Below are 26,501 nucleotides of genomic sequence, written 5' to 3'. Positions count from 1 at the left end.
GGCTCAGCCGGGCAGCAGGGCGCGGGCGCGCACGCCGATGGCGTGGTCGGCGAGCTCCTCGGCCGGCCGCAGCGCCTCGGCGCGGTGGCGCCCGGGGTCCTCGCCCAGCTCGGACAGGCCGCAGTGGGCCGGCGCCTCGGTCTCCCGGTCGCCGATGTCGCGCGCAGGCTCCAGCGCCCGCCGGTGGTGGTCGACCGCCTCCGCCCGGCGGCCCAGCGCGGCGCGGGTGGACCCCAGCGCGGTCAGGGCCGCGGCGGTGCTGTCGGGCACGCCGAGGTCGGTGGCCAGGGCCAGGGCGGCGGCGTGCCGCCGCCACGCCTCGTCCAGCCGGTCGAGGCGGCGGGCTCCACCGGCCTGGCCGACGCGAAGACGACCAACGCCATCGTCAAGCGGGTGCTCCCGTGCAGCGAGGACCTGCGGATCCTGGTCAACGTGTCCGCGCCGCGCGGTTCCAAGCAGGTCCGCTACGACCTGACCGGCAAGCACGTGGAGACCGTCTGACCCGCCGGCCGGTCCGGTGACCCCCAGGGGTGGTCGCCGCCGGACCGGCCGCCGCTCACACCGCCGCCAGCGCGGCCACGCCCAGCACGACCAGCGCCACCACCTTGACGACCTCCAGCGCCACGTAGGCCAGGTGGGCCCGCGACCGGGGCGGGTCCTCGCCCGCCAGGACCCGGTCGGACCGCCGGTTGAGCACCGGCCGGACCGCGGCCAGCTGCGCCAGCAGCACGGCCACCGCCACGCCGACCGCGACCGGCACCGGGGCGGGCGGCCCGCCCACCGCGACCGCCGCCACCGCGACCGCCGCCAGCACCACCTCGGCGGTGTTCAGCGCCCGGAACACCAGCCGGCCGATGCCCAGCCCGAGCGCGATCGTCACGCCGGGCGCCCGGAACTTCAGCGGCGCCTCCAGGAAGGAGATCGCCAGCACCATCCCCAGCCACACCCAGGCGGCGCCCGCGACCACCGCGGTGGCGGTCGCGCCGGGGGAGCCCGCGGCGAGGATCACCGGGCACCGCCCCCGGCCACCACCGCGCCGCACCGCGGGCACGCCGCCGGCGGCTCGTCCTCGACGAACGCCCCGCACTCCGGGCACACCCGCGACAGCCAGCACACCGGGTCGCCGCCCTCGTCGGACTCCGCCATCCGCGGTCCCCTCCTCCTCGCCCCCGCGCGCCGCGACCGCGCGGCGCGGTTGTCGGGCCCATTCTCCTCCCGGCGCGGGGCGCGCCCGCAGCCGGTTACGGTGGGTCGTCGGCTTCGGGACAGGGGTGCTCATGGTCAGGTTGGACCGCCTGGTGAACGTGCTGGGCGGCTACGGGGTGCGGTTGGCCTGCTGCCCGGTCCCGCGGTCGGCGGAGCTGCGCAGCGTGGCGATCCGCGAGGCCGCCGGGACGCGGGCCGTGGACGGCGACGTGTTCCTGGCCGTGGGCGCGGAGTCGGTGGACCGGGCCGTGGAGTGGGCGGTGGCGGCGCGGGCCTGCGTGGTCCTGGTGCACGGCGGTCCCGAGGCCGAGCGGGCGGCCGTGCCGGCCGGCGAGGCCGCGCGGGTCGCGGTGATGGTGGTGGACCCCGAGGTGTCGTGGAGCCACCTCGCCGGCGTGGTCTACGGGCTGGTGCTGGAAGGCCGCGAGACCGAGTCCGGCCGGGGCCCGACCGACCTGTTCGCGCTGGCCGACAGCCTGGCCGGCGCGGTCGGCGGCGCGGTGACCATCGAGGACCGGCTGTCCCGGGTGCTGGCCTACTCCAGCTCGCAGCAGGGCGCGGACCCGGCCCGCCTGGAGACCATCCTGGGGCGGCAGGCGCCCGACCGGTTGCGCGGGCTGTTCGAGGGGCGCGGCGTGTTCGCCCACCTGGCGGCCTCCGACGAGCCGCTGTTCGTCGAGCCGGACGCCGGGCAGGGCCTGAAGGGGCGCATGGTGGTGGCGGTGCGCGCCGGCCGGGAGCTGCTGGGGTCGGTGTGGGTGACCTGCGGCGGCCCGCTGACCGGCGCGCGGTGCGCCGCGCTGGCCGACGGCGCCCGCACGGTCGCGCTGCACCTGCTGCGCTCGCGGGCCAGCGCCGACCTGGAGCGCCAGGTCGAGTCCGACCTGACGATGCGGCTGCTGGAGGGCACCGCGGACGCCGCGACGGTGCTCAGCCGGCTCGGGCTGCCCCAGGACTGCCTGCGCATCATCGCGGTGCGCGCGCACATCGCCGCGGAGCGGCACGCCGCGCTCCTGCTGGCCTTCGAGCGCGCCACGACCGGTTTCGGCTGGTCGCGGCCGGGCCGCAGCACCCTGTCGGGCAACACGCTCTACACGATCCTGCCCGGCGAGCAGGTGGTGGCGGCGCGGGAGTGGGTGGCGCTGCTGCGCGCCGCGCTGCCCGCGCAGGTGACGGTGACCGCCGGCATCGGTGGACCGGCGACGGCCACGGACCTGCCCGCGAGCAGGCAGGAGGCCGACGAGTGCCTGGCGCTGCACGAGGCGCGCACCCCGGAGGCCGCGCCGCCCGCCTACGACGAGTCCTGGGACGACATCCTGCTGCAGCGCCTGCGGGCCGCCGCCCGGTCGGGGCGGACCCCGGCGCGCGGTCCGGTGGCCGAGCTGCGCCGCCACGACCGCGAGCACGCCACCCACTACGTGCCGACGCTGCGCGCGTGGCTGGAGGCGCAGGGCGACCTCGTGCGGGCGGGCGAACGGCTCGGCGTGCACCAGAACACCATCCGGTACCGGCTGCGCCGGATGGCCGAGGTGACCGCCCTCGGCCTGGACGACCCGCGCAAGCGGCTGGCCATGATCATCGACCTCGCCGCGGCCGGGGACGACTGATCCCGGCGCCGGCCGGGGCCCCGCGGGCGCCCGGCGAGCCCGTGGTCGGGGCGCTCGCGCAGTCCCGTGGCCGCAGTGCTGTCGACCCCTGACAAGACCGCGGGTCGAGATTGTCGGGGACGGACAACGCCCCGCTCGGGCGTCCGGGTGATGCTGGCTTCGTCAGCAGGCACGACGCAGGTGGAGGTGGTCATGGTCGACGTCGAGCGCATCGACGGCGGGCCGCGGTCGGCGGTCGTGGTCGGCGCGGGGATCGTGGGCCTGTCGACCGCGTGGTTCCTCCAGGAGCGCGGTGTCGCGGTGACCGTGGTCGACCGCAAGGGCGTGGCCGCCGGCGCGTCCTGGGGCAACGCCGGGTGGATCGCGCCCGGCCTCGCGATCCCGCTCAACGAGCCCTCCGTGCTGCGCTACGGCCTGCGGTCGCTGCTGAGCCCGACCGCGCCGCTGCACATCCCCCTGTCGGCCGACCCGGGGCTGTGGTCGTTCCTGCTGCGGTTCGCCGCCCACTGCCGCTGGTCGTCCTGGACCCGCGCGGTCCGGGCCAACCTGCCGCTCAACGACGAGTGCCTGGAGGCTTTCGACGTCCTCACCGCCAACGGCGTGGACGCGCCCACGCTCGACGCGCCGATCACCGCCGCGTTCGAGACCCCGCGGCAGGCGCGGGGGCTGCTGCGGGAGCTGCGCCGGATGGCCGAGGCCGGGCAGCCGGTGGAGCACACCGAGCTGTCCGGCGACCGGCTGCGCGAGCACGTGCCGCTGGCCTCGCCCGCGCTCAACGCCGGCGTGCGCATCGAGGGGCAGCGCTACCTCGACCCGGGCGGCTTCGTGCAGGCCCTGGCCCGGGCGGTGGTCGCCCGGGGCGCCACGATCCGGCTGTTCGAGGCCGTCGGCATCCGCACCCACCCCACCGGGGTCACGGTCCACCCGCGCAGCGGCGAGGCCGTGGCGGCCGACGTGGCGGTCGTGGCCACCGGGGCGTGGCTGTCCGGGATGGCGCGCAGGTGGGGCGTGCGCGTCCCGGTGCGGGCCGGCCGCGGCTACTCCTTCACCGTGCCCGTGGACCGCCCGGTGCCCGGTCCGGTCTACCTGCCCGACGTGCGGGTGGCGTGCACGCCGTACCAGGGCGCGCTGCGGGTGGCGGGCACGATGGAGTTCCGCGGCCCCGACGACCCCGGCGTCCCGGCGCGGCTCGCGGCGATCATCGCCTCGGCCCGGCCGCTGCTCGACGGGGTGCGCTGGGACGAGCGCCGCGACGTCTGGGTCGGCCCGCGCCCGGTCACCCCGGACGGCCGGCCGCTGATCGGCGCGGTGCGGGCCCGGCACGTCTACGTCGCGGGCGGGCACGGCATGTGGGGGCTGGCCCACGGGCCGGTCACCGGGCGGCTGCTGGCCGAGCGGATCACCACCGGCAAGCAGCCCGAGGCGCTGCGCGCGTTCGACCCGCTGCGCTGAGCGGCGGCGTGGACACCGCAGAGCCCGCCGGCGTCCCGCTGACCGGCGAGGAGCGCGCCGAGCTGACCTGGCTGCGCGCGGAGAACGAGCTGCTGCGCGTGCAGCGCGACATGCTCACCCGCATCGCCACCGGCTACGCCCGCGACGTCGAGGTCATCCTCGGCCGCCGCGCCGGGGCCGGCGCGGCGTCGGAGCCGCCGAGGGTGCCGGCCGCCGACACCGCGCCGCCCGGGACCGCGCCGCCCGGGGCCGTGCCGCCCGGGACCGCGCCGCCCGGGACCGCCGGCGGACCGCCGCGCCGCTGAGCACACCGACCACCCTCCCGTCCGCGGGACCGGCGCCGAACACCACCCGGTCCCACGGACGCTCCGCCGTCAGGGCGGCCCACCCCCGGCCGCCCTGACGGCACCGCACCCCGCACTCCCGCACCGCGTTCCGCTCCCGCGCCGGGCGCACCGCCGCCCGGCCACCCGACCCACGAGGGCCTGACCATGACCAGCACCCACCACGCCACCAAGCGCGTCTGGCTGACCCCGGACGCCCACCGACGACTGCGGGCCGAGCTCGCCGACCTGTTCGCCGTCGACGCGACCCCGGTCGTCGGGGTCGCCGACGAGGCCGGCGACCCCGACGGCGACCTGCGCAGCCCCGCCCGCCGCCGGCAGCGCCAGGAGCGCATCCGCGAGATCCAGGAGCTGCTCAACACCGCCGTGGTCGGCGAGGACCCGCCCGACGACGGCGTCGCCGAGCCGGGCATGGTCCTCACCGTCCGGTACGACGACACCGCCGACACCGAGACGTTCCTGCTGGGGATGCGCGCCGCCGAGCACGGCGACATCGAGGTCTACTCCCCGGACTCGCCCCTGGGCGCGGCGCTGTCGGGCGCGCGCCGGGGCGAGCAGCGCACCTACCGGGTCCCCGCCGGCGGCACCGTCCGCGTGACCCTGCTCGACGCCGTCCCGTACGGCCACCACCGCCCGGCCGGAGCGCCCTGACCGGCGGTTCCGCCCGGACCGGAAATCGGGGTGAACCGGATCGGCTCCCGCGCCGAACGTACCGGTGCCCGTCCGGCGCGCGGCGGAATCGCGTGCTGGACGGGCCTTCGGCGACCGCGGTCGGTGATCGGAACCCGGAACCCGGTGGTCGGTGATCGGAACCCGGTGATCGGCTGCGGCGGTCGGAACCCGGTGATCGGAACCCGCCGGCCGGACTCCGGTGGTCGGAACCCGGAGCCCGGCTGCGGCGGTCGGGCCCGCCGGTCGCCGCGGCCGGGCGGGTCGCCGCCTCACCGCCGGCGGACCACGCCCGCCTGCATCACGAAGTCGACCCCGCCCATGACCGCGATGTCCGCCAGCGGGTCGCCGGGCACGGCGACCAGGTCCGCCACGCACCCCGGCCGCACCCGGCCGAGGTCCGGCGCGCGCAGCAGGTCCGCCGCGGCGCCGGTCGCCGCGGCCAGCGCGCGCTCGGGGCTGATGCCGACCCGCGTCATGGCGGTGAACTCCCGCCACGTCTCGTCGTAGGGCACCAGGCTGGCGTCGGTGCCGAAGGCCAGGGTGACGTCGCTGTCGGCCAGCAGGCCGGCGGAGGCCCGCAGCGGCTCGGCGAGGTCGGCGAACTTGGTCCTGAGGAACCCGGGCTTGTCCGCCCAGAACCCGTCGTCGTCCAACCGGTCGAGGTGGTGGAACACGACCTGCAGGGTGGGGACCAGGAACACCCCCCGCTCGGCGAGCAGGGCGAAGGTCTCGGCGCCGGCCAGGTTGGCGTGCTCGACCGAGCGCACCCCGGCCCGCACGGACCGCCGGACGGCCTCGTCGTTGAACGCGTGGACGGCGCACGGCAGCCCGAGGTCGGTCGCCGCCCCGACCAGCGCGTCGACCTCGGCCTGCCCGTAGGTCACGGTGGCGGGGCTGTCGACGGGGGAGGAGAACCCGCCGCTGGCGGCGAACTTGATCCAGTCCGCGCCCGCCCGCGCCTGCCCCCGCACCTGGTTGACCACCTGCTCCACCCCGTCGGCCAGCGTGCCGACCCGGAGGCCGAACCGGGTGGTCAGCGCGGGCTCCTTGTCGCCGTGGCCCCCGCTCGCGGACAGGATGTTGGGCGCGACGACCATGCGCGGCCCCTCGACGATCCCGGCCGCCAGCGCGTCCCGCAGGTCGACGGTGCCGGGGTGGTCGCCGCTGCCCAGGTCGCGGACGGTGGTGAACCCGTTGGCGAGCAGGTCCCGCAGGGCGGGCAGCGCCCGCAGCAGCTGCGTCCCGATCGGGGCGGTGTTCAGGCCCTCGTCGAGCACGTGCACGTGGCAGTCGATCAGCCCCGCCAGCAGGGTGTGCCCCGGCAGGTCGACCACCTCGGCGTCGGCCGGCGGCGCCACGTCCTCGCCCACCGCCTCGAAGCGGCCGTCCCGGACCAGCACCCGGGCCGCGCGGCCCGACCGCATCCGCTCGCCGTCCCACAGCCGCTCGGCGGTCACCAGCCGGTCGCGGCCCTCCGCGGGCTCGTGGACCGAGGTGGCGGCGGTCGCGCGGTCGGACCCCGTGCCGGGTCCCGGACCCGGTTCCGCGTCGGACCCCGGTTCCGCGCGGTCGGACCCCGGTCCCGGTGCGGAGGTGGTCGCGGCGGTGGGCGCGGTGACGGGCCGGTACAGCCGGTCGCCCCACACGTCACCGGGGCCGGGGTTGTCGGGCAGGGTGTCGCCGCCGAGGTAGCGCAGCACGCCCCAGGCCGCGTTCAGGCCCGAGGCCAGGGCGTGGTCGAGCCACCCGGAGGACCACGCGGTGTCGTCGCCGGCGAGGAACAGCGGGTTCGGCGCCTCGCCGGGCACCGCGGGCGCGCCCGCGAAGTCCTTCATGAAGTGCGCGAACAGGTCCCACTGGTAGTTGTGCTCGCCGGGCCGGGAGAACCGGCACAGGCCGCGGAAGTTGCGCTCCAGCTCCCAGGAGATCGTGCAGGCGCCACCGCGGGCCACCCGCCGCCGCAGCTCCTCGGCCACCTCCGGGTGCACGCGCGCCAGCTCGCGGGTGAGCACCGCGACCCGTTCGTCCAGTGTGGACGGACCGACCTTCACGGCGTCCTTGGCCCAGGTGAAGCTCAGCACCAGCACGGCGCGCCGCCCGCCCGGCTCGGGCGGCTCCCCGTAGTCCAGGGTGTAGGTCGCCCGCGGCAGCCGGTCGGTGAGGGTGACGCCGTCCAGGCTGGTCCCGGTCCAGAACGGGGTGTCGGTCACCAGCGCGGTCTTCGCGGACTGCCAGTAGTTGAGCCGCCGGATGGCGCGCAGCAGCCGCGGGCCGAACGGCGCGGCCCCGCCGGGCCGGGCCGGGCGGACCTCGACCGAGGTCTCCAGCACGTGCAGCTGCGGGGTGAACACCACCGCGGAGAAGTGCTCGGCCCGGCCGTCCTCGCTGTGCACGACCACGCCCTCGTCGGCGGTCTCGCCGACCTCCAGGGCGGTGACCCGCGGCCGGGGCGCGCCGCCGTTGACCTCGGCGAGGCTGGTGAACCGGCCGTCCGGCGCGCTGGTGCGGCGCGTCCAGAACGCCTCGGCCACCGCGCTGAGCCCCTCGTGCAGGTAGTGCGTGCTGCCGCCCTCGGTGGCCAGCAGCAGGCGGAAGACCTCCAGCACGCCCAGCTCGTAGAAGGTGTCCCACGCGGCGGTCCCCACGCCCGCCGTGCCCAGCAGGCGGGCCTGGTCCCAGGTCAGCCCCACGCCGTCGGGGTCGCGCAGGAAGCGGTAGAAGCTCCAGGTCTCGAAGCGGGCGACCAGCCCGCCCCAGGTCCGGCGGATCCCGGCCGGGTCGCGCGCCGCCACCGCCTCCCGCAGGGCGGTCAGGCCGACCCGCTCCAACGCCTCCTGCCACCGGGTGTGGGCCTGCCGGAACAGCTCGTCGCCGGGGTAGAGGTCGGTGATCTCGCGCACCGCCCGGGTCACCCCGTCGACGTCGAGCACCGTCCACGGGGTGACGTCGGCGGCGTAGTCGTCCCGGAACGGCCGCCAGTGCAGGCCGAACAGGTCGGTGTACTGCCGCAGCAGCTTGGCCGACTCGGGCACCCGCATGCAGCCCAGCTCCACCACGGCGCTGTCCTGCGGCGCCATCCGCAGCGAGAACATCCGCCCGCCCAGCCGCCGGCCCCCCGGTCCGGACGCCGAGGTCTCCGCCTCGTAGACGATCGGCCGGCAGCCGATCCGCAGCAGCTCGTAGGCGGCGGTCAGCCCGCTGCCGCCCGCGCCGACGATCGCGACCGGCGTGCCCAGCGCCCGTGCGGGCAGCCTGCCTATGTGCCGGCCCTGCCCCACGTAGGCGGCGTAGTCGAACGGGAAGTCGACCTGGAGGTCGGCGGGCGGTGGTTCGGGCACGACTGCCTCCTGCGGGGCGCTGGCCGTCAACGGGGGAGGGGGCCGGCGCGGCGCCGGCCGGGTCGCCTGGGCGTTCGCCGGTCAGCCCGCGGCGACGAAGTGCCAGAACCCGCGCAGCAGCGGTTCCATGGCCGGCGCGCTGCGGGTGATCCACTCCGGGCGTTCCCCCGCCGCCAGGCCGAAGTCGACGACCTCGACCGCGCCGTCCGCGACCTCCGGGGGCAGCTCCGCGTACTGCTGCACGTACTGCTGCACCTCGGCGGGCACGCCGGCGTCGTCCAGCGCCTCGGCCAGCGGCGCGCACACCCCGCACCACAGCACGAAGTCGGTGCGCGCCAGCAGCGCGGCCTCGCCCGCGCCCGCGTGCAGGGCCACCCACGAGATGAATTCGGTGAACCGCTTCACCTGAGGCGATATGCCCGTCCGGCGGAGTTCGTCGGCGGTCAGCCCGACCGATCCCAGCACCTCCTGGACGAGGAAGCGCCGCGCCGCCATCAACGTGTCGGCGATGAACACGAAGAGGCTGCCGGGCACCTCGTGGTGGAACCGGGCGACCAGGGTCGAATAGGTGGTGAACTCGGCTTCCTGCGACTGGAATTCGGCGATGAGGAGCCGTTTGAGCTGGTTGAGGTCGACCTGCTCGGCGCGCGCCGCCGCGAGCAGTTCGTTGTTCTCCACGTGTTCCCGGACCGCCACGGGAAACTCGTCCACGATTGCGCTGCCGTTCACCGCGCCGCTCCTCTGCTCATTCCCCGGCTTTCACCCTAACCGCGCGCGGCCCGGCGGACATCGAACCTTCGCCCTACTACCGGTACGCGTCCGTCCGATACCTCGAACCGACCGTTCAGAGTCTGTGGGTGACGCAACGTAAATGCTAATGTCACGCCAGGTAGCGGCAGTGCCGGCGCTGCCCGACCACAGACGCAGGACGGTCCGGATGCCCCCACCACCGGAGGACGACTTCCACCGAGCACTGGGCAGAGCCCTCGAGCTGCAGCGCCTGGCCTGCGAGGCGTGGGCGCAGGTCCAGCGGGCGCAGGCCACCCAGCCGCAGGCGGTCCAGCCGCAGTCCCCACCCCAGTCGCCGCAATCCCCGCCGCTGCAATCCCCGCTGCCGCAGTCTCCGCTGCCGCAGTCGCCGCTGCCGCAACCCCAGTCGCCGCAATCCCAGCCGCCGCCTCCGGCCCAGCCCCAGCCACCCCGGTCGCGCAGGCGGCAGACCACTCCGCTGGTGCACCTGACGCCGCGGGAGAGCCAGGTCATCACCCTGATGGTCACCGGGATGCCGAACCGGTCGATCGCCCGGCAGCTCCGGATCTCCGAGCGCACCGTGAAGTCCCACCTGCACAGCATCTTCAGCAAGCTGGGCGTGACCACCCGCGGTGAGGCCGCGGCGTGCCTGCGCGGCGACACCGTCCCGGCCACGCAGGTCCCCCTGGCGCCGCAGCCGGCCCGCTGCCCGGTGTGCTCGGCGGCCTACCGCCCACCGGATGACCGGCTCCGCTGACCCGCGGCACGACCCGGGGCCGTGCCGCCGCTGGACCGGCGGCGCGCGGGTGGACCTCCCGCGTGCCCGGGATCGGTCGCTGACCGCGGTCGAGGTCCCGGGGTCACCCGGTCGTGCTGCTACCGTCGTCCGCGACCGAGATCCCCCGCCCCGAGGACCCCGATGATCCGCACGAGCTTGCGCGACGACCTGAAAGCGGCCCTCAAGAGCCGGGACCGGGTCGCCGTCACGGCGTTGCGCTCCGCCCTGGCCGCGATCGAGAACGCCGAGGCGGTTCCGGTCGACCGACCGGCGGGCGCCACCGCGGCCACGAGCGAGCACGTCGCGGGAGCGGTGGGCGGCCTGGGTGCGGCGGAGGTCGAACGCCGCCACCTCACCGACGCCGACCTGCGCTCGATCGTCGAGGGCGAGGTGCGGGAGCGCTCGGTCGCCGCGCGGGAGTACGAGCGGTTGGGCCGCACCGACCTCGCCGAGCGCCTGCGCGCGGAGGCCGAGGTGCTCGGCCGGCGCCTCTGACCCCGCTCCCCGCTCTTGACCTTGTCGCAGGGACGGGGTTTGTACTCGTCCCATGCAGATCGGTGAACTCGCCGCCCTGGTGGGGTCGTCCCCGAGGGCGATCCGCCACTACCACCGCCGAGGGCTGCTGCCCGAGCCGCCCCGGCGGTCGAACGGCTACCGCGACTACGGGCTGCGCGAGGCCATCGCGCTGGCGCGCATCCGGAGGCTGGCGGAACTGGGGCTGAGCCTGGACGAGGTGCACGACGCCCTCGCCGACGACCGCGGCCGGGACCTGCACGAGATCCTGGTCGAGCTGGACGGCGACCTGGCCCGGCAGGAGGCCCGGATCCGCGATCGCCGCGCGCGCCTGGCGGAGCTGATCGCGCGCGGCGGCGTCCGGGCCGACGACGCCGTGTCGGCGGACCTGGCCGAGGTGCTCAGGAGCTTCGACGGGCCCACCGGCGCCGAGCCGGCGTCGCCGGTGGCCGCCGCGGAGCGGGAGCTGCTGGCCCTGCTGGACACCACCGCCGAGCCGGCCGAGCGCGACCGCGTGGTCGCGGTGCTGCGCGCGCAGGCCGACGACCCCGCGGCGGTGGCGCGCGGGCAGGAGGTGCACCGGCGGCTGGACGAGCTGTCGGACGCGCCGGTGGACGACCCCCGCGTGCCGCCGCTCGCCGCGGAGCTGGCCGACAGCGTGCCGCGGGAGCTGCTGGCCGTCCTCCCGCCGCCCGCCGAGTTCGGCCCGGACCACCCGTTCAGCGCCGTCGTGCTGGACGCGATGGCCCCGGCGCAGGCCGAGGTCGTCCGCCGGGCCCTGCGCATCCTCGCGGACCGCGGCGAGGGCGCGCGGTGAGCGGCCGTGCCCGGCGCGCGCTGCTGCACCAGGCGAGGGGGGTGGCGAGCCTGTGGTGGTGGGTCCGCGGTCGGCGGCAGGACGTCGGGCCCGGCGACGTGGCGCTGGGCCACGCCCGCGACCGGACGTCGATGACCGTCGCGCTGGCGGGGGTGCTGGCCGTGGAGGCGGCGGTCGTGGGCTTCCTCGTGCCGTGGCCCGCGGTGCACGTGCTCGACGCGCTCGCCGTGCTCCAGGTGCTCGGCGTCGCTGCGATCGCCGTGACCCGGCCCCACTACCTCCACGACGACGTGCTGGTGCTGCGCGAAGGGGCGCTGTTCGAGGTGCGCGTGCCGCTGGCCTCGGTGGCGGCGGTCCGGGTCGACCGCAGGCTCCACAGTGGACGGACCAGGGAGCTGACCGCCCGGCCGGGCCCGGAGGGCGGTGCGGAGCTGAGCATCGCGGCCGGCAACCAGACCGACGTCCTGCTGGTGCTGTCCGAGCCGGTGACCGTCGCGGACCCCGGCGGCCCCACCGGCGAGGCCGTGGCGGTGCGCTTCCGCGCCGACGAGCCGCACGCGGCGGTCGCCGCGATCAAGACCGCCGCGGCCCGCGCGGCACACCGACCGTGATGTGGCAGCTTGGGCGGCATGGCACGGATCAGGTGCGCGGTGACCCGGTGGGTGGACGACGCCTTCCCGGGGTGGGTCGAGGTGCGGCTGGTCGAGGCGGACGGCACCGTCGCCGCGCTGACGGACAAGGTCCCGGCGTTCGGCCTGGACGGGGTGACGGCGGGCACGCCGCTCCCCGTCCCGGTCGAGTTGGCGTGCCGGGTCCTCCGACGCGAACGCGACCGGCACGGCCGGGAGCTGGTGGTCGTCGCACTCCGCCACGGCGTCGCCGACCGGTCGGGGCGCACCGAGTTCGCGGTCCCCGCCGACCAGGTCGTCTGACCGGGCGCGCGGGAGCAGGCGCACGTCCCGGCGCGGTGGCGCCGCGCCGGCCCTGAGCCCCGAAGACCTCCGCCGCGGCCGACCACGACGGGTGCGCGCCGGCGCGGGCAGCGGGCCGCGCCGGAAAACGGGTTGCCGGCGCGGGGGCGTCGGTGCGACGTTCGCCGCGCCGCGCCGTCGCGCCCGGAGGGGGTCGAGCCGTGATCGTCACGAGTGTGGCCGAGCGGCCCGACCTGCTGGGGCCGGCGGTGGAGCTGGGCGGCGTCGGCCACGAGTTCATGCGGCACGACCGGGTGGGCGGGTTGGCGCGGGCGCGCCGGCTGGCGGCGCGCTGGCCGGACTGCTTCCTGGTCGTGCTCGACGGCGACGTCCCGGTGGCGCGGGCGGTCGGCGTGCCGCTGGTGTTCCCCGAGCCCGGCCGGGAGCAGCTGCCCGACCACGGGTGGGACGGGGCCGTCCTGTGGGCGGCCGAGGACGCGCTCGACGGGCGGGCCCCGACCTGCCTGGCGGCGCTGGACGTCCAGGTCGCCGGCGACCGGCGCGGGCAGGGGATCGCGGCGGTGGCGCTGGACGCCCTGCGGGCCGCCGCGCGCCGGAAGCGCCTGCGCCGGCTGGTGATCCCGGTCCGCCCGACGTCCAAGGACCGGCGACCGCGGCTGGGCATGGCGGAGTTCCTCGCGCGGCGTCGCCCGGACGGCCTGTCCCGCGACCCGTGGCTGCGCACCCACGAACGCCTCGGCGCGCGGGTGGTGAAGGTGGCCCCGTTCTCGATGACCGTCGTCGGCAGCCTGGCCCAGTGGGAGTCGTGGACCGGGTCGCCGCTGGTCGACGGGCAGAACGTCGTCCGCGGCGCCCTGGCCCCGGTGCTGGCGTCGACGGCGTCGGACGTGGGCGTCTACGTCGAACCCAACGTCTGGGTCGAGCACACCGTGGACGACACCCCGTAGCCGGCGCCCTCCCGAACGGCCCCGCCACGAGCAGGCGCGCTCGGAGGTCCCGGCTGTTTCCCCGCACGAGCACCCGCACGGCGGCGCCCTGCCGCAGGAGGGCGGGTGTGTCCCGGGCCACGCCACGAGGTATATAGGACTCCTAACGATTTTGTGGCATGCTGTGCGCGTCCGCACGACAACGAGGAGGCCCGTGTGCACGCGGTAGTGGTCCGGTCCGCCCTGTCCGAGCGCCCGCGAGCGAGGTCGGCCGCGCCGCTGCAGGCCCGGCGATGACCGGCGCCCGGGTGCTGGTCGTGTCCGTCGGCGCCGTGCAGCCGCTGCCCTGGCACGGGCGCACCGTGCTCTCCGGCATCAGGAAGTCGCCCGTGGCCGGCCCGGTGGAGCTGACCGAGCACGGCGTGGCGGGCGACCAGCAGGGCGACCTCAAGCGCCACGGCGGACCGGACAAGGCGGTCCTGCTCTACCCGAGCGAGCACTACCCGGCCTGGGCCGGGCAGCTCGGCGACCTCACCGCGCCGGCGTTCGGCGAGAACCTCACCACCGCCGGGATCCTGGAGGGCGACGCCGTGCTCGGCGCGGTCTACGCCATCGGCGCCGCCGTGGTGCAGGTGACCCAGCCGCGCCGGCCCTGCTACCGGCTGGCCGCCCACCACGGCGTCGCCGACATGGCCGTGCTGACCCAGCGCACCGGCCGCACCGGCTTCTACTGCCGCGTGCTGACCCCCGGCCACGTGGCCGCCGGCGACCGGGTCGACCTGCTCTCCCGGCCGGGGCACGGCATCACCGCGGCCGAGGCGCACCGCGTGATCAACGTCGACCGCGCCGACCTGGCCGCCGCGCGGCGCCTGCTCGACCACCCCGAGGTGCTGCCCGACTCGTGGGTCGGGCTGCTGCGGCAGCGCCTGGACGGACGGCTCGACGACCAGACGGCCCGGCTGCACGGCACGACGCCGGCCGCCGGGCAGGGCGGATCCGCGCCCGCTTCTCCTCCCACCACCACGAAGGAGTCCAGATGAGCGACGACATCCCCGGCTACCTGCACGACGACGCCGCGCTCGCCCCCTCGCCGGTCACCAAGGACGACCTCGACAAGCTGCTGGCCAGCGTGCTGTTCGGCCCCGAGGACCAGGCCGCGCTGCGCACCGCGGGCGAGGTCCTCGGCGGGCAGGTCGAGCAGGTCCTCGACGTCTGGTACGGCTTCGTCGGCTCGCACCCGCACCTGCTCGCCTACTTCTCCACGCCCTCCGGCGAGCCGATCGGCGAGTACCTGGACCGGGTGCGGGCGCGCTTCGGGCGCTGGATCATCGACACCTGCACCCGCACCTACGACGAGCAGTGGCTGGCCTACCAGCAGGAGATCGCCCTGCGGCACACGCGGGAGAAGAAGAACGCGACCGACGGCGTCGACTCGACGCCGTACATCCCGCTGCGCTACCTCATCGCGTTCATCTACCCGATCACCGCGACGATCCGGCCCTTCCTGGCCGCGAACGGGCACGACGAGGCCGAGGTCGAGGCCATGTTCCAAGCCTGGTTCAAGGCCGTCACCCTCCAGATCGCCCTGTGGTCGCAGCCCTACGCCGGCACGGCCTGGTGATCGACCGCAACCACAGGAGCAGCCGTGCCGATCGTCCCCTCACCCGCCTCCGGGCCCGTCACACCGGCGCCGCCGTGGACGACGACCCGGTGGTTCAACAGTGACCCGCTGGAGCTGGCCGACCTGCGCGGCCGGGTGGTCGTCCTCGAAGCGTTCCAGATGCTGTGCCCGGGGTGCGTCGCCCACGGCCTGCCGCAGGCCGTGCGACTGACCCAGACCTTCGGCGACGACCTCGCCGTGATCGGCCTGCACAGCGTCTTCGAGCACCACGCGGCCATGACCCCGACCAGCCTCGAAGCGTTCCTGCACGAGTACCGGATCCGCTTCCCCGTGGCGGTGGACGCCCACCGGGGCGAGGACCCGACCCCGGTCACCTTCGCCCGCTACCGGATGCGGGGCACGCCTTCCCTGGTGCTCATCGACCGCGACGGCAACGTGCGCGGCCACCAGCTCGGGGCGGTCGACGACATGACCGTCGCCGCGGCCGTGGCCCGCCTGCTCGACGCGGGCCCGGCCGCCGGGCACGCCGGCGTCGCGGCGGCGCCGACGTCGGTCTGCACGACCGACGGCGACTGCGCGTAGCGCCGCGGCGCCCGCCCCGTCGCCCGACCGCGCGGGGCGCGCACCGGGCGCGGGCGGCGACCCCGCCCGCGCCCTCCCGGCCGGTCCCGCCCGGGACCGGCCGGGACGCCGGGTGGGCGACCACCGGTCCGGCCCCGCGGGCGGTGCCACTAGCATCCGGGCGTGGACCGGACCCGGCTCGGCGCGTGGCTGATGATCGCCCTGGCGGCGGCGCAGGTCCTGGCGGTGCTGCTCACCGGTCCGGGCGGCGAACCGGCGGTGGTCGCCGTGGCGCTCAACGCCGCCGCCGTCGCCTCGGCCGCGTGGCTGCTGCGCCGCCCCGCCCACAGCCGCTGGCCCCTGACCGCGTGGGCGGCCGGCTTCTTCGGCTGGCACGCCACCGGCCTGGTCACCCTCGCGGGCATCGTGCCGACCGGGCTGGACGCGGTGTTCGCCATCGCCCCGCACCGCGAGCTGTCCACCCTGCACCAGGCGGTCCTCACCACCGCCGCCGCCTTCGCCGTCCACCTGCTGCTGCCCCGGCCCCGCCGGAGCTGACCGGCGCCGGTCGGCTAGCCGCCGAGGTTGTCCACCGCGGCGGACAGCTTCACGGCGTGCTGCTCCAGCTCCGCGTCGGTGAACCCCTCCTGCCCCGCGCGGTGGAGGAAGTCCCGGCGGGTGACCAGTTCCAGGCCCCCGCCCTGCCGGTCGGCGGCGGACACCACCTCGACCCGGCCCTCCACCAGCACCAGGGTCGGGTCGGCCAGGTCGGAGTCGAGCAGGCGGCGCAGGTCCCGCCCGCGGATCGTGCCGGTGTCGTCAGTCATGCGCTCGGCGTACCCGGCACGGCCGCACCCAACCGCGACCCGGCGCCGCGAAACCGGCCGGGGCGCCGCTCGGGACGCTGCTCGGGGCGGCGACGAAGGTCACGACCAGGCGGCAGCGGGTTCGGGGTTTCCGCCGCCGGGTAAGGGAGCGGGCATGGTGCTCTCGTTGAAGCGGGCCGTGAGCGGGCGGTTGCTGTACTTCTTCATCCTCGGCGACATCCTCGGCGCCGGCGTGTACGTCCTGGTCGGCTCGGTCGCGGGGAAGGCCGGGGGAGCGGTGTGGCTGCCGTTGCTGTGCGCGCTCGCGCTGGCGACGCTCACCGGCGCCTCCTACGCCGAGCTGGCCACGAAGTACCCCAGGGCGGGCGGGTCGGCGCACTACGCGACGAGGGCGTTCGGGAACGCGGTCGGCTCCGTGGTCGGGTTCTGCATGCTCGCCGCCGGGATCGTGTCGGTGGGCGCGCTGGCCCGCGCGTTCGCCGGCGACTACCTGGCGACGATGGTGTCCGTGCCGGTGGTCCTGGTCGTCGTGCTGCTGCTGGCCGGGCTGGCGCTGCTCAACATCAGGGGCGTCAAGGAGTCGTTGCGGGCCAACGCCGCCGCCACGGTCGTCGAGCTCGGCGGGCTGCTGCTGGTGATCGGGCTCGGGGCCTGGGTGGTGCTGCGCGGCGACGCGGAGCCCGCCCGGCTCGCGCAGGTCGACACCGGGCACGGGGCGTTCGGCGCGGTGCTCGCCGGGACGGTGCTCGCCTACTACTCGTTCGTCGGCTTCGAGACCTCGGTCAACCTCGCCGAGGAGGTGCGCGACCCGCGGCGCTCCTACCCGCGGGCGCTGTTCGGCGCGCTGGCCACCGTCGGCGTCGTCTACCTGCTCATCGGGCTGGTGACCAGCGCGTCCGTGCCGACCGACCGGCTGGCGGCCTCCAGCGGGCCGCTGCTGGAGGTGGTCCGGGCCGCCGGCGGCGTGCCCGAGTGGCTGTTCGGCCTGGTCGCCCTGGTCGCGGTGGCCAACGGCGCGCTGCTGACCGGCATCATGTCCTCCCGCCTGGCCTACGGCATGGCCCGCGACGGCCTGCTGCCCGCCGTGCTCGGCCGCGTCCTGCCCGGCCGCCGCACGCCCTGGGTGGCCGCGCTGACCACGTCCGGCGCGTCGCTGGTCCTGGCGCTGACCGGGGAGGTCGAAGCGCTCGCCACCACGCTGGTGCTGCTGCTCCTGGTGGTGTTCACCGCCGTCAACGCCGCCGTGCTCGTGCTGCGCCGCGACCCCGGCGACGCCGAGCACTTCCGGGTGCCGCTCGTCGTGCCGGTGCTGGGCATCGGGTCGTGCCTGCTGCTGTTCACGCAGGTGGAGGCCGGTGTGTGGGCGCGCGGGCTGGTGCTGGTGGGGCTGGGGGTCGTGCTCGCCGCGGCGAACGCCGTGCGGCGCAGGCGCGCCGGCGCGGCGAGCGGAGCGCAGGCCCGCTCGCCGGAGCGCGTCGGCGACTGACGGCCCGGTCCCGGCGGGATCGCCGGGGGAGTCCCCGGCGATCCCGTCCCGGTGCGGCCCCGGTGAGCCCGCCGGCCGCGGCGAAGCCGGGGACCGCGCCGTCGGCCTCCCACGACGTCAGTCCTCACCGGCCATGCGGAACGCACCCGCCTCCAGGCGTCCGATGAGCCGGTGGGTCCACTGCGCGCGGCTCTCGGCGGTGTGCAGCCACAGCCCGATGACCTCGCCGACCGGGCCCCAGGTCTCCAGGTCGGTCCCCGGCGGCAGCTGCCCGGCGACGGCCGTGCGCCAGTCGTCCATCGCCCGCGCGCGCTCCCGCAGCAGGTCGACCGCCTGCGGGCGGGGCAGGTCCTCGATGAGGCCGACGGCGGCGGCCAGCACGTCCAGCCGCGGGTCGTGGCGGGTGAGCGCCGCGCGGAGCAGGGCGAAGTACTCCCGCTCGCCCTCCTCGGTCACCTCGTACTCCAGGCGCGGCGGCCCGCCCGCCTCGCTCGGCGTGGTCTCGTGCGGGAGCAGCAGACCTTGCGCGCTCATGGCCTTGAGCGCGTGGTAGACCGATCCCGACGTGGCGTTGGACCACTCGTGCGCGCCCCACGACTCCAGGTCGGACCGCACCTGGTAGCCGTGCGCCCGACCGCGCCGCCGCACCGCGCCGAGCACCAGCAGGCGAACCGCCGACACGCGCCCTCCCCCCGTCAGCCGGCGCTGGGCCGGTCGGTGCTGATCCACCACAGTGTGCCGAAGGGGTCGACGAAGCCGCCCATCCGGCTGCCGTCCTCCTGCGCGGTGATCTCCTGGGCCGGCGTGGCGCCGGCGGCCACCGCCCGCGCGTAGACCGCGTCGGCGTCCGGCACGGTGGCCCACAGCTGGACGTGCGCCGGCTCGGAGGGCGAGCGCAGGCACCGCGAGCCGTTCGCGCCGGAGTCGGCGAAGAACACCACCGCGGCGCCGATCCGCGCTTCGGCGTGCAGCACCCGCTCGGGGTCCGAGGGCAACCGCAGCACGTTGCCCACCTCGGCCTCGAAGGCGCTTTCGAGGAAACCGCTGTAGGTGTTCGCGTTGTCCACCATGACGTAGGGCGTCACCGAGGTCATGCCCACCTCCTGACTGACCAAATTTGGCTACCTGTCGCCGCGAAGGTACCACTCACTAGCCAAAGTCGGCTAGTGAGTGGTGGCGCCCCCGCGGTCGGTGCGCCGGGGGAGGGGTAAGCGGTGGCGTGCCCGGGTACCTGGCCGGGGCGGCGGCCGGAACCCCTTCGACCCGTCGACCGGCGGAGAGGAGCCTGGTGGTGAGTGCGAACGCCGTGGTGTACACCGGTGCCGGCGTCGCGACGCTCCTGGCCGCGCTGCTGCCGCGCGCCCTGGGCAAGGCCCCGGTCTCGATGCCGATGGTGTTCCTGGCCGCGGGCGCGGTCGCGTTCACGGTCATCGACCCGCTGCCCGACCCCGACCCGATCCGGTACGGCGGCGTCGCGCTGCACCTCACCGAGCTGTGCGTGATCATCTCGCTGATGGGCGCGGGCCTGGCGCTCAACCGGCCGGTCGGCCTGCGCCGCTGGGCGACCACTTGGCGGCTGCTGGCCGTCACGATGCCGCTGTCCATGCTCGCCATCGGCCTGCTCGGGTGGGGCGCGCTGGGCCTGGGCGCGGCGTCGGCGGTCCTGCTGGCGGCGGTGATCGCGCCCACCGACCCGGTGCTGGCCGGCGAGGTCCAGGTGGCCGAGCCCGCCGAGCGCCCCGACGACCCCGGCTCGGCGGAGGACGAGGCCCGGTTCGCGCTGACCTCGGAGGCGGGCCTCAACGACGGCCTGGCGTTCCCGTTCACCTACGCCGCGGTCGCGATCAGCGTCGTCGGGGTCGCGCCGGCCGCCTGGCTGCCGCACTGGCTCGCGGTGGACCTGCTGTGGCGGCTGGCGTGCGGCCTCCTGGTCGGCCTGCTCACCGGCTGGGTGCTGCGCAAGCTGTTCTTCGCCGCGCCGTCGGAGAAGTTCCGCCTGGCGGAGCACGCGGAGGGCTTCGTCGCGCTCGCCGCCACGTTCCTGGCCTACGGCCTGACCGAGCTGGCCGAGGGGTACGGCTTCATCGCGGTGTTCGTGTGCGCCTGCACGATCCGGGCGGGTGAGCGGTCCCACGGCTACCACCGCGTCCTGCACCAGTACGTCGAGCAGGTCGAGCGGATGCTCACCGTGCTGATCATCTTCCTGCTCGGCGGGGCGGCCGTGACCGGCCTGCTGGCGGGCGCCGGGTGGCGGGAAGTGGTCGTGGCGCTGGTGATCCTGCTCGTGGTGCGGCCGGTGACCGGGCTGGTCGGCCTGGCCCGCGGCAAGACCGGGCCGCGCGAGCGCGCCGTCATCTCGTTCTTCGGCGTGCGCGGCGTCGGCTCGCTGTTCTACGTCGCCTACGCCCTCCAGGAGGGCCACTTCGCGGACCAGCACGCGATCTGGCGCGTGGTCGGCCTGGTGGTGATCGGCTCGATCGTCCTGCACGGCGTCACCGCGACCCCGGCGATCCGGCTCCTGGACCGCCTGCGGGAGCGCGCGGCCCGGAAGCGGCACGGTGATCCCGACAAGGCGTCGCAGACACCCGTGTGAACCGGTTTTCCGCCGCGCCGGCGCCGCGCCGCAGGGCGCCGGCGCCCGCGCACCGCGCCGGCCCGGTCCTCGGCCCCCGGAGCGGGCGGGCGGCCTCGCGGTGGCGGGAGCCCGGCACTTTCACCCGGCCTGTCGGGTTGGGGCGGTGGCACGCGCGGGTAGGCACCGTGCATGGCCTCTACGAAGCAGACACCACTCGTGCCCCCGTGCGCGCCCGAATCACCCCTCGCGCCGCCCGGCGGCGATCCTGTCGCCGGTCAAGCGCTGCACGCGCACGGCGATGACCACCTCGACACCACCCCGGACATCGCATGAGCACCGTCGCCGACGCCTTGGTCCAACGGCTGCGCACGTGGGGCGTGCCGAGGGTGTTCGGGTACGCGGGCGACGGCATCGACCCCATCCTGGCCGCCCTGCACCGCTCCGGCGGCGACCCGGAGTTCGTCCCCGCGCGGCACGAGGAGATGGCCGCGTTCATGGCCACCGGGCACGCCAAGTACACCGGCGAGGTCGGCGTCTGCCTGGCGACCCAGGGACCGGGCGCGATCCACCTGCTCAACGGTCTCTACGACGCCAAGCTCGACCGCCGCCCGGTCGTGGCGATCGTGGGCCAGGTGGTCTCGACCGCGCTGGGCACCGGCTACCTGCAGGAGGTCGACCTGCACGCGTTGTTCAAGGACGTGTGCGGCCAGTACCTGCAGACGGTGTTCGCGGCCGAGCAACTGCCCGTGCTGCTGGACAACGCCATGCGCACCGCCATCTCCGAGCGCGTGCCGACGTGCCTGATCATCCCGCACGACGTGCAGCGCGCCGACGCCGTGGACGACCTGCCGCACAGCCACGGGGTGGTGCCCTCCTCGGCGGTCACCGCCCGGCCCCGCGTGCTGCCCCGGGAGGACGACCTGCGCCGCGCCGCCGACGTGCTCAACGCCGGGCGCAGGCCCGCGCTGCTGATCGGCCGCGGCGCCGCCGGCGCGGAGCACGAGATCGCCCGGGTGGTCGAGGCGCTGGGCGCGGGCGCCACCGCGTCGCTGGTGGGCAAGCCGGTCGTCCCCGAGGACGCGCCGTGGCACACCGGCGTCATGGGCCACCTGGGCACCACCGCCTCCGCCGAGCTGATGGCCGGGTGCGACACGCTGCTGATCGTGGGCTGCAACGACCCGTGGACCGAGTTCTACCCCGAGCCGGGGCAGGCCCGCGCCGTGCAGGTCGACATCGAGGCGCGCGTGGTGGGCAGCAAGTACCCGGTGGAGGCGGCGCTGGTCGGGGACTCCGGCGAGACGCTGCGCGCCCTGCTGCCGCTGCTGCGGCACAACCCCGACCGCGACTGGGAGCAGAAGGTGTTCGCCGACGTGTCCCGGTGGCGCACCCTGGCGGGGGAGCGCGCCCGCACACCCGCCGACCCGCTGAACCCCGAGCTGGTGGTGCACGAGCTGTCGGGCGCCCTGCCGCCGGACGTGCAGGTCGCCGTGGACGTCGGCTCGTCCACGTACTGGTACGCCCGCCACCTGGCCCTGCCGGTCGGCGCGCCCGCTCACACGTCCAGCTACCTGGCGTCCATGGGCTGCGCCCTGCCCTACGGGGTGGCGGCGAAGCTGCGCGCCCCCGACCGGCCGGTGGTCGCGCTGGTCGGCGACGGCGCCATGCAGATGAGCGGCCTGCTGGAGCTGATCACCGTCGCCGACCTGTGGCGGACCTGGGCCGACCCGAGGTTCGTCGTGCTGGTGCTGCACAACCGGGACCTCAACGAGGTCACCTGGGAGCAGCGGGAGATGGAGGGCGACCCGCGGTTCCCGACCTCGCAGCGCGTCCCCGACTTCCCCTACGCCGGTTACGCCGAGCTGCTCGGCCTGCGCGGCATCCGGGTCGACTCGCCGGACCAGGTCGGCGGCGCCTGGCGCGAGGCGTTCGACGCGGACCGGCCGGTGGTCGTGGAAGCCGTCGTGGACCCGGCCGTGCCCCTGCTGGCGCCGCACCTGCCGGACGAGAAGGTGGCGAAGATCCACCAGGGGTTGGACCAGGAGCCCGAGGGCGGCGCGGAACGGGAGCACCTGCGCCGCCAGCGCGCCGCCGAGGGGCACGGGGAGTGATTCCGGCAGGCGGTTGACGCCCCGCGCGATGGCGCTTCAGCTCGCACCGCAAGCCGCGCTCCGCGCGGCGGCGCTGCAGCTCTAGCCTCAGCCGCGCTCCGCGCGGCGGCGCTTCAGCGCAGCCGTGTGCCTCGTGTTCTCCCCGTACGGCCTGGGCGCAGCCCAATCATGTTTTCCGGGGGGCGTCAAGCACGCTCTTCGCTTGACGCCCCCCGGAAAACATGATTGCCTCCGGCAGGCCGTGCGGGGAGAACACGACGCACTTCCCTCCTCCTTGGGGGCCTCCCGGCCGCTCTTCATACTTGGGTCCCGCACCGATCCAGGAAATATCAGGTGCCGTACCGATCCAAGATTAAAAACCAAAAGAGTCCTCGCCGGACAGGCAGGCCGCCAAGGAGAAGGAAAAGAAACAGCGGTCGTGTTCTCCCCGCATGACCTGTCAAAGACGACCATGCTTTCTTGGGGGGTGCAAGCGAAAAGCGTGCTTGCACCCCCCAAGAAAGCATGGTAGCCCTCCGGGCAGGCCATACGGGGAGAACACGAGAGCACCGGTCTGCACGGGGCGTGCCGAAAACCGAAAGCGAAAGCCGCACGCGGCGAGTCGCCGGCGTCAAGCGGCGAGTCGGGAGTTGTGGGTCGTGGGAGCGCTGGGGGGCGCTGGGGGTGGTTGGTGGTCGGGATCGGGGGTAGCCGACGAGGAGACTGCCTCGGTTCGACGGAGGGATCGCATGGCCGACCGCATCTCGGACATCTGGGGAGCGCGTACCCCGCACGCCAAGGGCGACCCGTGGCCGGTGCGGGTGGACCTGCACCTGGACCGGGGGCTGTCGGAGTCCGATGTGGACCAGTGGGTGCAGTCCGCGTGCGTGCTGTGCAGCAACGGCTGCGGGTGTGACATCGCGGTCAAGGGTGGGCGCATGGTCGGTGTGCGCGGTCGTGCCGGGGATGTGGTCAACCACGGGAGGTTGGGGCCCAAGGGCCTGTACGGCTCGTGGCAGTGGAACGGGGAGGACCGCCTGACCCGGCCGCTGGTGCGGCGCGGCGGTGTGCTGGTGGAGTCCGATTGGGACACCGCGATGGACCTGGTGGTGCGTCGGTCGCGGGAGCTGCTCGACGAGGTCGGGCCGTTGTCGCACGGGTTCTACACCAGTGGCCAGTTGTTCCTGGAGGAGTACTACACCCTGGGCGTGATCGGCAAAGCGGGTCTGGGCACGCCGCACATGGACGGCAACACGCGGTTGTGCACGGCGACGGCGGCGGCGGCGATGAAGGAGAGCTTCGGCTCCGACGGCCAGCCCGGCAGCTACACCGACATCGACTTCTGCGACGCGCTGTTCCTGTTCGGCCACAACATGGCCGAGACGCAGACGGTGCTGTGGGCGCGGGTGCTCGACCGGCTGCGCGGCCCGGACCGGCCGGTGGTCGTGGCCGTCGACCCGCGCCGCACGGACGTGGCCGCCGCGGCGGTGGAGTCCGGGGGAGTGCACCTGGCCCCGCTGCCCGGCACCAACCAGGCCCTGATGAACGGCCTGGTCCGCGAGCTGATCGTGAACGGGTGGGTGGACCGGGACTACGTCGCCGCGCACACCCTCGGCTACGACGAGCTGGCCGCCACCGTCGAGCCGTACACGCCCGAGCACGTGGCGGGCGCCTGCGGCGTCGACGCCGACGACGTCCGGCGGGCGGCGCGGGTCTTCGGCACCTCCGACCGCGTGCTGTCCACCGTGCTCCAGGGCTTCTACCAGTCCCACCAGGCCACCGCGGCGTCCTGCCAGGTCAACAACCTGCACCTGCTGCGCGGGCTGATCGGGGCGCCCGGCTGCGGCATCCTGCAGATGAACGGCCAGCCCACCGCGCAGAACACCCGCGAGACGGGCGCGGACGGCGACCTGCCGGGCTTCCGCAACTGGGACAACCCCGAGCACATCCGGGAGCTGGCCGAGCTGTGGAACGTCGACCCGCTGACCATCCCGCACTGGGCGCCGCCCACCCACGCCATGCAGATCTGGCGCTACGCCGAGCAGGGCTCGATCCGGTTCCTGTGGATCTCCGCGACCAACCCGGCGGTGTCGCTGCCCGAGCTGCGGCGCGTCCGGGAGATCCTCGGGCGGCAGGAGCTGTTCGTGGTGGTGCAGGACGGGTTCCGCACCGAGACCGCCGAGTGCGCCGACGTGGTGCTCCCGGCGGCGCTGTGGGGCGAGAAGCAGGGCACCTTCACCAACGTCAACCGCACCGTGCACCTGTCGGACAAGGCCGTCGAGCCACCGGGCGAAGCGCGTTCGGACCTGGACATCTTCCTGGACTACGCCCGCCGCATGGACTTCCGCGACCTCGACGGCGCGCCGCTGGTCAAGTGGTCGGATCCCGAGGGCGCGTTCGAGGCGTGGAAGGAGTGCAGCCGCGGTCGGCTGTGCGACTACACCGGCCTGTCCTACGCCAAGCTGCGCGGCGGCAGCGGCATCCCCTGGCCGTGCGACGCCGAGCACCCGGACGGGTGCGACCGGCTCTACGCCGACGGCGTGTTCCCCACGCACCCGGACGTGTGCGAGAGCTACGGCCACGACCTGCTCACCGGCGGCACCACCTCACCCGAGCGGTACAAGGCGCAACGCCCCGACGGCCGGGCGTTCCTCAAAGCCGCCGAGCACACCCCGCCACCGGAGCGGCCGAGCGAGGAGTACCCGTTCGCGGTCACCACCGGCCGCACCGCCTACCACTTCCACACCCGCACCAAAACCGGCCGGTCCCGGCAGCTGCGCCGCGCGGCCCCGCGGCCGTGGGTGGAGCTGTCCGCCCGCGACGCCGCCGCCCTGGGCGTCGGCGAGGGCGACCTGGTCCGCGTGGAGTCGCCCCGCGGCCGGGTCGAGGCGCCCGCCCGCGTCGGCCGGGGCCGCGATGGTGTGGTCTTCCTGCCGTTCCACTACGGCTACTGGGACGCCGAGGACGACCGGCACGTGCGGGCGGCCAACGAGGTCACGCTCACCGAGTGGGACCCGGTGTCCAAGCAGCCGCTGTTCAAGATCGGCGCGGCGCGGGTGGTCAAGCTGGCCGACGCCACCGGTCCCGCGCCCGCGCCCACCACCACGGCGTCGGCTCCGCACGACCCGGCCGGCGTCGCCCCGACCGCGGGCGAGGACGACGTGCGCGAGGACCTCGCGCCGACCGACCCGCCCGCGCCGCCGCCGACCCCCGACCACACCCCGAACGTGCCGCCGGAGGGCTGAACCGTGCACCTGGCCACCTACCTGGGACTGCTGCACACCTCGCTGACCACGCTGGCCGACGCCTTCCGCGAGGTCGGGCGCGGCCACGGCGAGGAACCCGACGTGCAGCACACCTGCCAGGTCCTGGCCGGTCGCGTCGAGCGCCAGGCCGAGGCCCTGGCGCCGGTCGTGCGGCGCTACGGCGAGCACCGCGAGGAGGAGCCCGAACGCCTGCACGCCACCGGTCTGGACTCCACCCGCAGCGGCCCGGTGGGCCTGCTGCGCGACCTGCAGGACCTCTACACCCTGGCCGCCCTGACCGACATCACCTGGACCGTCGTCGGCCAGGCCGCCCAGGGGCTGCGCGACCACGAGCTGCTCGACGTCGTCGACACCTGCGAGCAGGACACCGCCCGCCAGTTGACCTGGCTGCGCACCCGGATCAAGCAGGCCGCGCCCCAGGCCCTCATCGCGGCCGGGTGAGCACGGCGGGCGCCTCCCGGCACCCGCGAACGGGTGAGACGCAGGGCACTCCGGGCCGGGAACACCGGGGCCCGCCGAGCCGTTGTGACGAGTGGTCGGTGCGGTCCGTGTCCCCCGGGCCTCATCTCAACGCCTTCGCGGAATACCGTTCGGCTGGAGCCGCGTCGTGCTACTCGCCGAGAGGCGACCGCCGCACCGACCCCTTCAACCCGCCTCCGGCCGCCGCCTCCCCCCAGCGCGGCCGGAGGTTGCTCGTCCCCCGCCCCCGTCGACCACTCGACGGGGGCGTCGGCACGCCCTTC

Annotated in this window: 28 protein-coding genes; 20 read left to right on the top strand and 8 right to left on the bottom strand. The window is 75.5% G+C overall.

Annotated elements, in window-relative coordinates; genetic code table 11:
* Window positions 1-3: 3 nt before the first annotated feature.
* The gene (locus JOE68_RS03760) at window positions 4-294 is read right to left on the bottom strand and encodes a tetratricopeptide repeat protein (RefSeq protein WP_372443351.1); all 291 of its coding nucleotides are present in this window, start codon (window positions 292-294) and stop codon (window positions 4-6) included.
* Between the two features lie 9 nt (window positions 295-303).
* Between JOE68_RS03760 and JOE68_RS30860 the strand changes: the two genes are divergently transcribed.
* On the top strand, window positions 304-501 hold the full coding sequence (locus JOE68_RS30860) for a hypothetical protein (protein ID WP_239565091.1): 198 nt from the start codon (window positions 304-306) through the stop codon (window positions 499-501).
* 55 nt (window positions 502-556) lie between these two features.
* Here the strand turns inward: JOE68_RS30860 and JOE68_RS03755 are convergent, their stop codons facing one another.
* Together JOE68_RS03755 and JOE68_RS03750 are read right to left on the bottom strand one after the other, a co-directional pair.
* Window positions 557-934, bottom strand: a complete 378-nt coding sequence (locus JOE68_RS03755; protein ID WP_204845899.1) for a hypothetical protein — start codon at window positions 932-934, stop codon at window positions 557-559.
* Between the two features lie 71 nt (window positions 935-1,005).
* Window positions 1,006-1,146 carry a hypothetical protein gene (locus JOE68_RS03750; protein WP_204840951.1) on the bottom strand — a complete coding sequence of 47 codons (141 nt, stop codon included), beginning with the start codon at window positions 1,144-1,146 and terminating at the stop codon, window positions 1,006-1,008.
* A gap of 131 nt (window positions 1,147-1,277) precedes the next feature.
* Here JOE68_RS03750 and JOE68_RS03745 point away from each other — a divergent pair, with 131 nt between their 5' ends.
* The 4 genes from JOE68_RS03745 to JOE68_RS03730 all read left to right on the top strand — a co-directional run bounded on the left by JOE68_RS03745 (window position 1,278) and on the right by JOE68_RS03730 (window position 5,260).
* Window positions 1,278-2,813 (top strand): PucR family transcriptional regulator, encoded by a 1,536-nt coding sequence (locus tag JOE68_RS03745; protein ID WP_204840950.1) that lies wholly within the window; start codon window positions 1,278-1,280, stop codon window positions 2,811-2,813.
* A 192-nt stretch (window positions 2,814-3,005) separates the two neighbouring features.
* Window positions 3,006-4,265, top strand: a complete 1,260-nt coding sequence (locus JOE68_RS03740) for an NAD(P)/FAD-dependent oxidoreductase (protein ID WP_204840949.1) — start codon at window positions 3,006-3,008, stop codon at window positions 4,263-4,265.
* A gap of 8 nt (window positions 4,266-4,273) precedes the next feature.
* The gene (locus JOE68_RS03735) at window positions 4,274-4,570 is read left to right on the top strand and encodes a hypothetical protein (RefSeq protein WP_204846389.1); all 297 of its coding nucleotides are present in this window, start codon (window positions 4,274-4,276) and stop codon (window positions 4,568-4,570) included.
* A 186-nt stretch (window positions 4,571-4,756) separates the two neighbouring features.
* On the top strand, window positions 4,757-5,260 hold the full coding sequence (locus tag JOE68_RS03730) for a GreA/GreB family elongation factor (RefSeq protein WP_204840948.1): 504 nt from the start codon (window positions 4,757-4,759) through the stop codon (window positions 5,258-5,260).
* Between the two features lie 290 nt (window positions 5,261-5,550).
* On the opposite strand, the gene JOE68_RS03725 is transcribed toward JOE68_RS03730, so the two are convergent.
* Both JOE68_RS03725 and JOE68_RS03720 read right to left on the bottom strand, forming a co-directional pair.
* Complete coding sequence (locus tag JOE68_RS03725; RefSeq protein WP_204840947.1) at window positions 5,551-8,619, bottom strand: FAD-dependent oxidoreductase; 3,069 nt, start codon at window positions 8,617-8,619, stop codon at window positions 5,551-5,553.
* 81 nt (window positions 8,620-8,700) lie between these two features.
* Window positions 8,701-9,348, bottom strand: a complete 648-nt coding sequence (locus tag JOE68_RS03720) for a hypothetical protein (protein WP_204840946.1) — start codon at window positions 9,346-9,348, stop codon at window positions 8,701-8,703.
* A gap of 208 nt (window positions 9,349-9,556) precedes the next feature.
* On the opposite strand from JOE68_RS03720, the gene JOE68_RS03715 reads away from it, so the two are divergent.
* The 10 genes from JOE68_RS03715 (at window position 9,557) to JOE68_RS03670 (ending at window position 16,075) form a co-directional block, all read left to right on the top strand.
* Window positions 9,557-10,126: a helix-turn-helix transcriptional regulator gene (locus JOE68_RS03715; protein WP_239562117.1), complete on the top strand. Its 570-nt coding sequence runs from the start codon at window positions 9,557-9,559 to the stop codon at window positions 10,124-10,126.
* A 162-nt stretch (window positions 10,127-10,288) separates the two neighbouring features.
* A complete protein-coding gene (locus tag JOE68_RS03710; protein WP_239562116.1) occupies window positions 10,289-10,642 on the top strand; it encodes a GatB/YqeY domain-containing protein in 354 nt (117 codons plus the stop codon).
* Window positions 10,643-10,694: 52 nt separating this feature from the next.
* Window positions 10,695-11,477: a MerR family transcriptional regulator gene (locus tag JOE68_RS03705; RefSeq protein ID WP_204840944.1), complete on the top strand. Its 783-nt coding sequence runs from the start codon at window positions 10,695-10,697 to the stop codon at window positions 11,475-11,477.
* On the top strand, window positions 11,474-12,088 hold the full coding sequence (locus JOE68_RS03700; RefSeq protein WP_204840943.1) for a hypothetical protein: 615 nt from the start codon (window positions 11,474-11,476) through the stop codon (window positions 12,086-12,088). Before JOE68_RS03705 ends, JOE68_RS03700 begins: the two co-directional genes overlap by 4 nt.
* Window positions 12,089-12,106: 18 nt before the next feature.
* On the top strand, window positions 12,107-12,409 hold the full coding sequence (locus tag JOE68_RS03695; protein WP_204840942.1) for a hypothetical protein: 303 nt from the start codon (window positions 12,107-12,109) through the stop codon (window positions 12,407-12,409).
* 200 nt (window positions 12,410-12,609) lie between these two features.
* Window positions 12,610-13,356 (top strand): Long-chain-fatty-acid--CoA ligase, encoded by a 747-nt coding sequence (locus JOE68_RS03690; RefSeq protein ID WP_204840941.1) that lies wholly within the window; start codon window positions 12,610-12,612, stop codon window positions 13,354-13,356.
* A gap of 272 nt (window positions 13,357-13,628) precedes the next feature.
* A complete protein-coding gene (locus JOE68_RS03685) occupies window positions 13,629-14,375 on the top strand; it encodes an MOSC domain-containing protein (protein WP_204840940.1) in 747 nt (248 codons plus the stop codon).
* Window positions 14,372-14,956: a protoglobin domain-containing protein gene (locus JOE68_RS03680; RefSeq protein ID WP_204840939.1), complete on the top strand. Its 585-nt coding sequence runs from the start codon at window positions 14,372-14,374 to the stop codon at window positions 14,954-14,956. The genes JOE68_RS03685 and JOE68_RS03680 overlap by 4 nt, the downstream gene beginning before the upstream one ends.
* A gap of 24 nt (window positions 14,957-14,980) precedes the next feature.
* Entirely contained in the window at window positions 14,981-15,538 is a 558-nt protein-coding gene (locus JOE68_RS03675; protein ID WP_204840938.1) for a redoxin domain-containing protein, read from the top strand.
* Between the two features lie 162 nt (window positions 15,539-15,700).
* A complete protein-coding gene (locus JOE68_RS03670) occupies window positions 15,701-16,075 on the top strand; it encodes a hypothetical protein (protein WP_204840937.1) in 375 nt (124 codons plus the stop codon).
* Window positions 16,076-16,089: 14 nt separating this feature from the next.
* Here JOE68_RS03670 and JOE68_RS03665 read toward each other — a convergent pair whose 3' ends face one another.
* Entirely contained in the window at window positions 16,090-16,344 is a 255-nt protein-coding gene (locus tag JOE68_RS03665; protein WP_204840936.1) for a hypothetical protein, read from the bottom strand.
* A gap of 154 nt (window positions 16,345-16,498) precedes the next feature.
* Here JOE68_RS03665 and JOE68_RS03660 point away from each other — a divergent pair, with 154 nt between their 5' ends.
* Window positions 16,499-17,830 carry an APC family permease gene (locus JOE68_RS03660; RefSeq protein ID WP_204840935.1) on the top strand — a complete coding sequence of 444 codons (1,332 nt, stop codon included), beginning with the start codon at window positions 16,499-16,501 and terminating at the stop codon, window positions 17,828-17,830.
* A gap of 117 nt (window positions 17,831-17,947) precedes the next feature.
* On the opposite strand, the gene JOE68_RS03655 is transcribed toward JOE68_RS03660, so the two are convergent.
* Window positions 17,948-18,511, bottom strand: coding sequence for a PadR family transcriptional regulator (locus JOE68_RS03655; protein ID WP_307819496.1), 564 nt, complete (start codon window positions 18,509-18,511; stop codon window positions 17,948-17,950).
* Window positions 18,512-18,525: 14 nt separating this feature from the next.
* Window positions 18,526-18,924 (bottom strand): VOC family protein, encoded by a 399-nt coding sequence (locus tag JOE68_RS03650; RefSeq protein WP_239562115.1) that lies wholly within the window; start codon window positions 18,922-18,924, stop codon window positions 18,526-18,528.
* A gap of 197 nt (window positions 18,925-19,121) precedes the next feature.
* On the opposite strand from JOE68_RS03650, the gene JOE68_RS03645 reads away from it, so the two are divergent.
* From JOE68_RS03645 to JOE68_RS03630, 4 genes are all read left to right on the top strand, one after another.
* The gene (locus tag JOE68_RS03645; RefSeq protein ID WP_307819495.1) at window positions 19,122-20,423 is read left to right on the top strand and encodes a cation:proton antiporter; all 1,302 of its coding nucleotides are present in this window, start codon (window positions 19,122-19,124) and stop codon (window positions 20,421-20,423) included.
* A gap of 311 nt (window positions 20,424-20,734) precedes the next feature.
* Window positions 20,735-22,513, top strand: a complete 1,779-nt coding sequence (locus JOE68_RS03640) for a thiamine pyrophosphate-requiring protein (protein WP_204840933.1) — start codon at window positions 20,735-20,737, stop codon at window positions 22,511-22,513.
* Window positions 22,514-23,241: 728 nt separating this feature from the next.
* A complete protein-coding gene (locus tag JOE68_RS03635; RefSeq protein WP_204840932.1) occupies window positions 23,242-25,737 on the top strand; it encodes a molybdopterin oxidoreductase family protein in 2,496 nt (831 codons plus the stop codon).
* 3 nt (window positions 25,738-25,740) lie between these two features.
* Window positions 25,741-26,199: a hypothetical protein gene (locus tag JOE68_RS03630; protein ID WP_204840931.1), complete on the top strand. Its 459-nt coding sequence runs from the start codon at window positions 25,741-25,743 to the stop codon at window positions 26,197-26,199.
* Window positions 26,200-26,501 lie beyond the last annotated feature (302 nt).

It is taken from the genome of Saccharothrix algeriensis (genome assembly GCF_016907655.1).
GTDB classification, from domain to species: Bacteria; Actinomycetota; Actinomycetes; order Mycobacteriales; family Pseudonocardiaceae; genus Actinosynnema; species Actinosynnema algeriense.
Note: the sequence above shows the minus strand (reverse complement) of the source record. Positions and strands in the feature narration are given on the sequence as shown.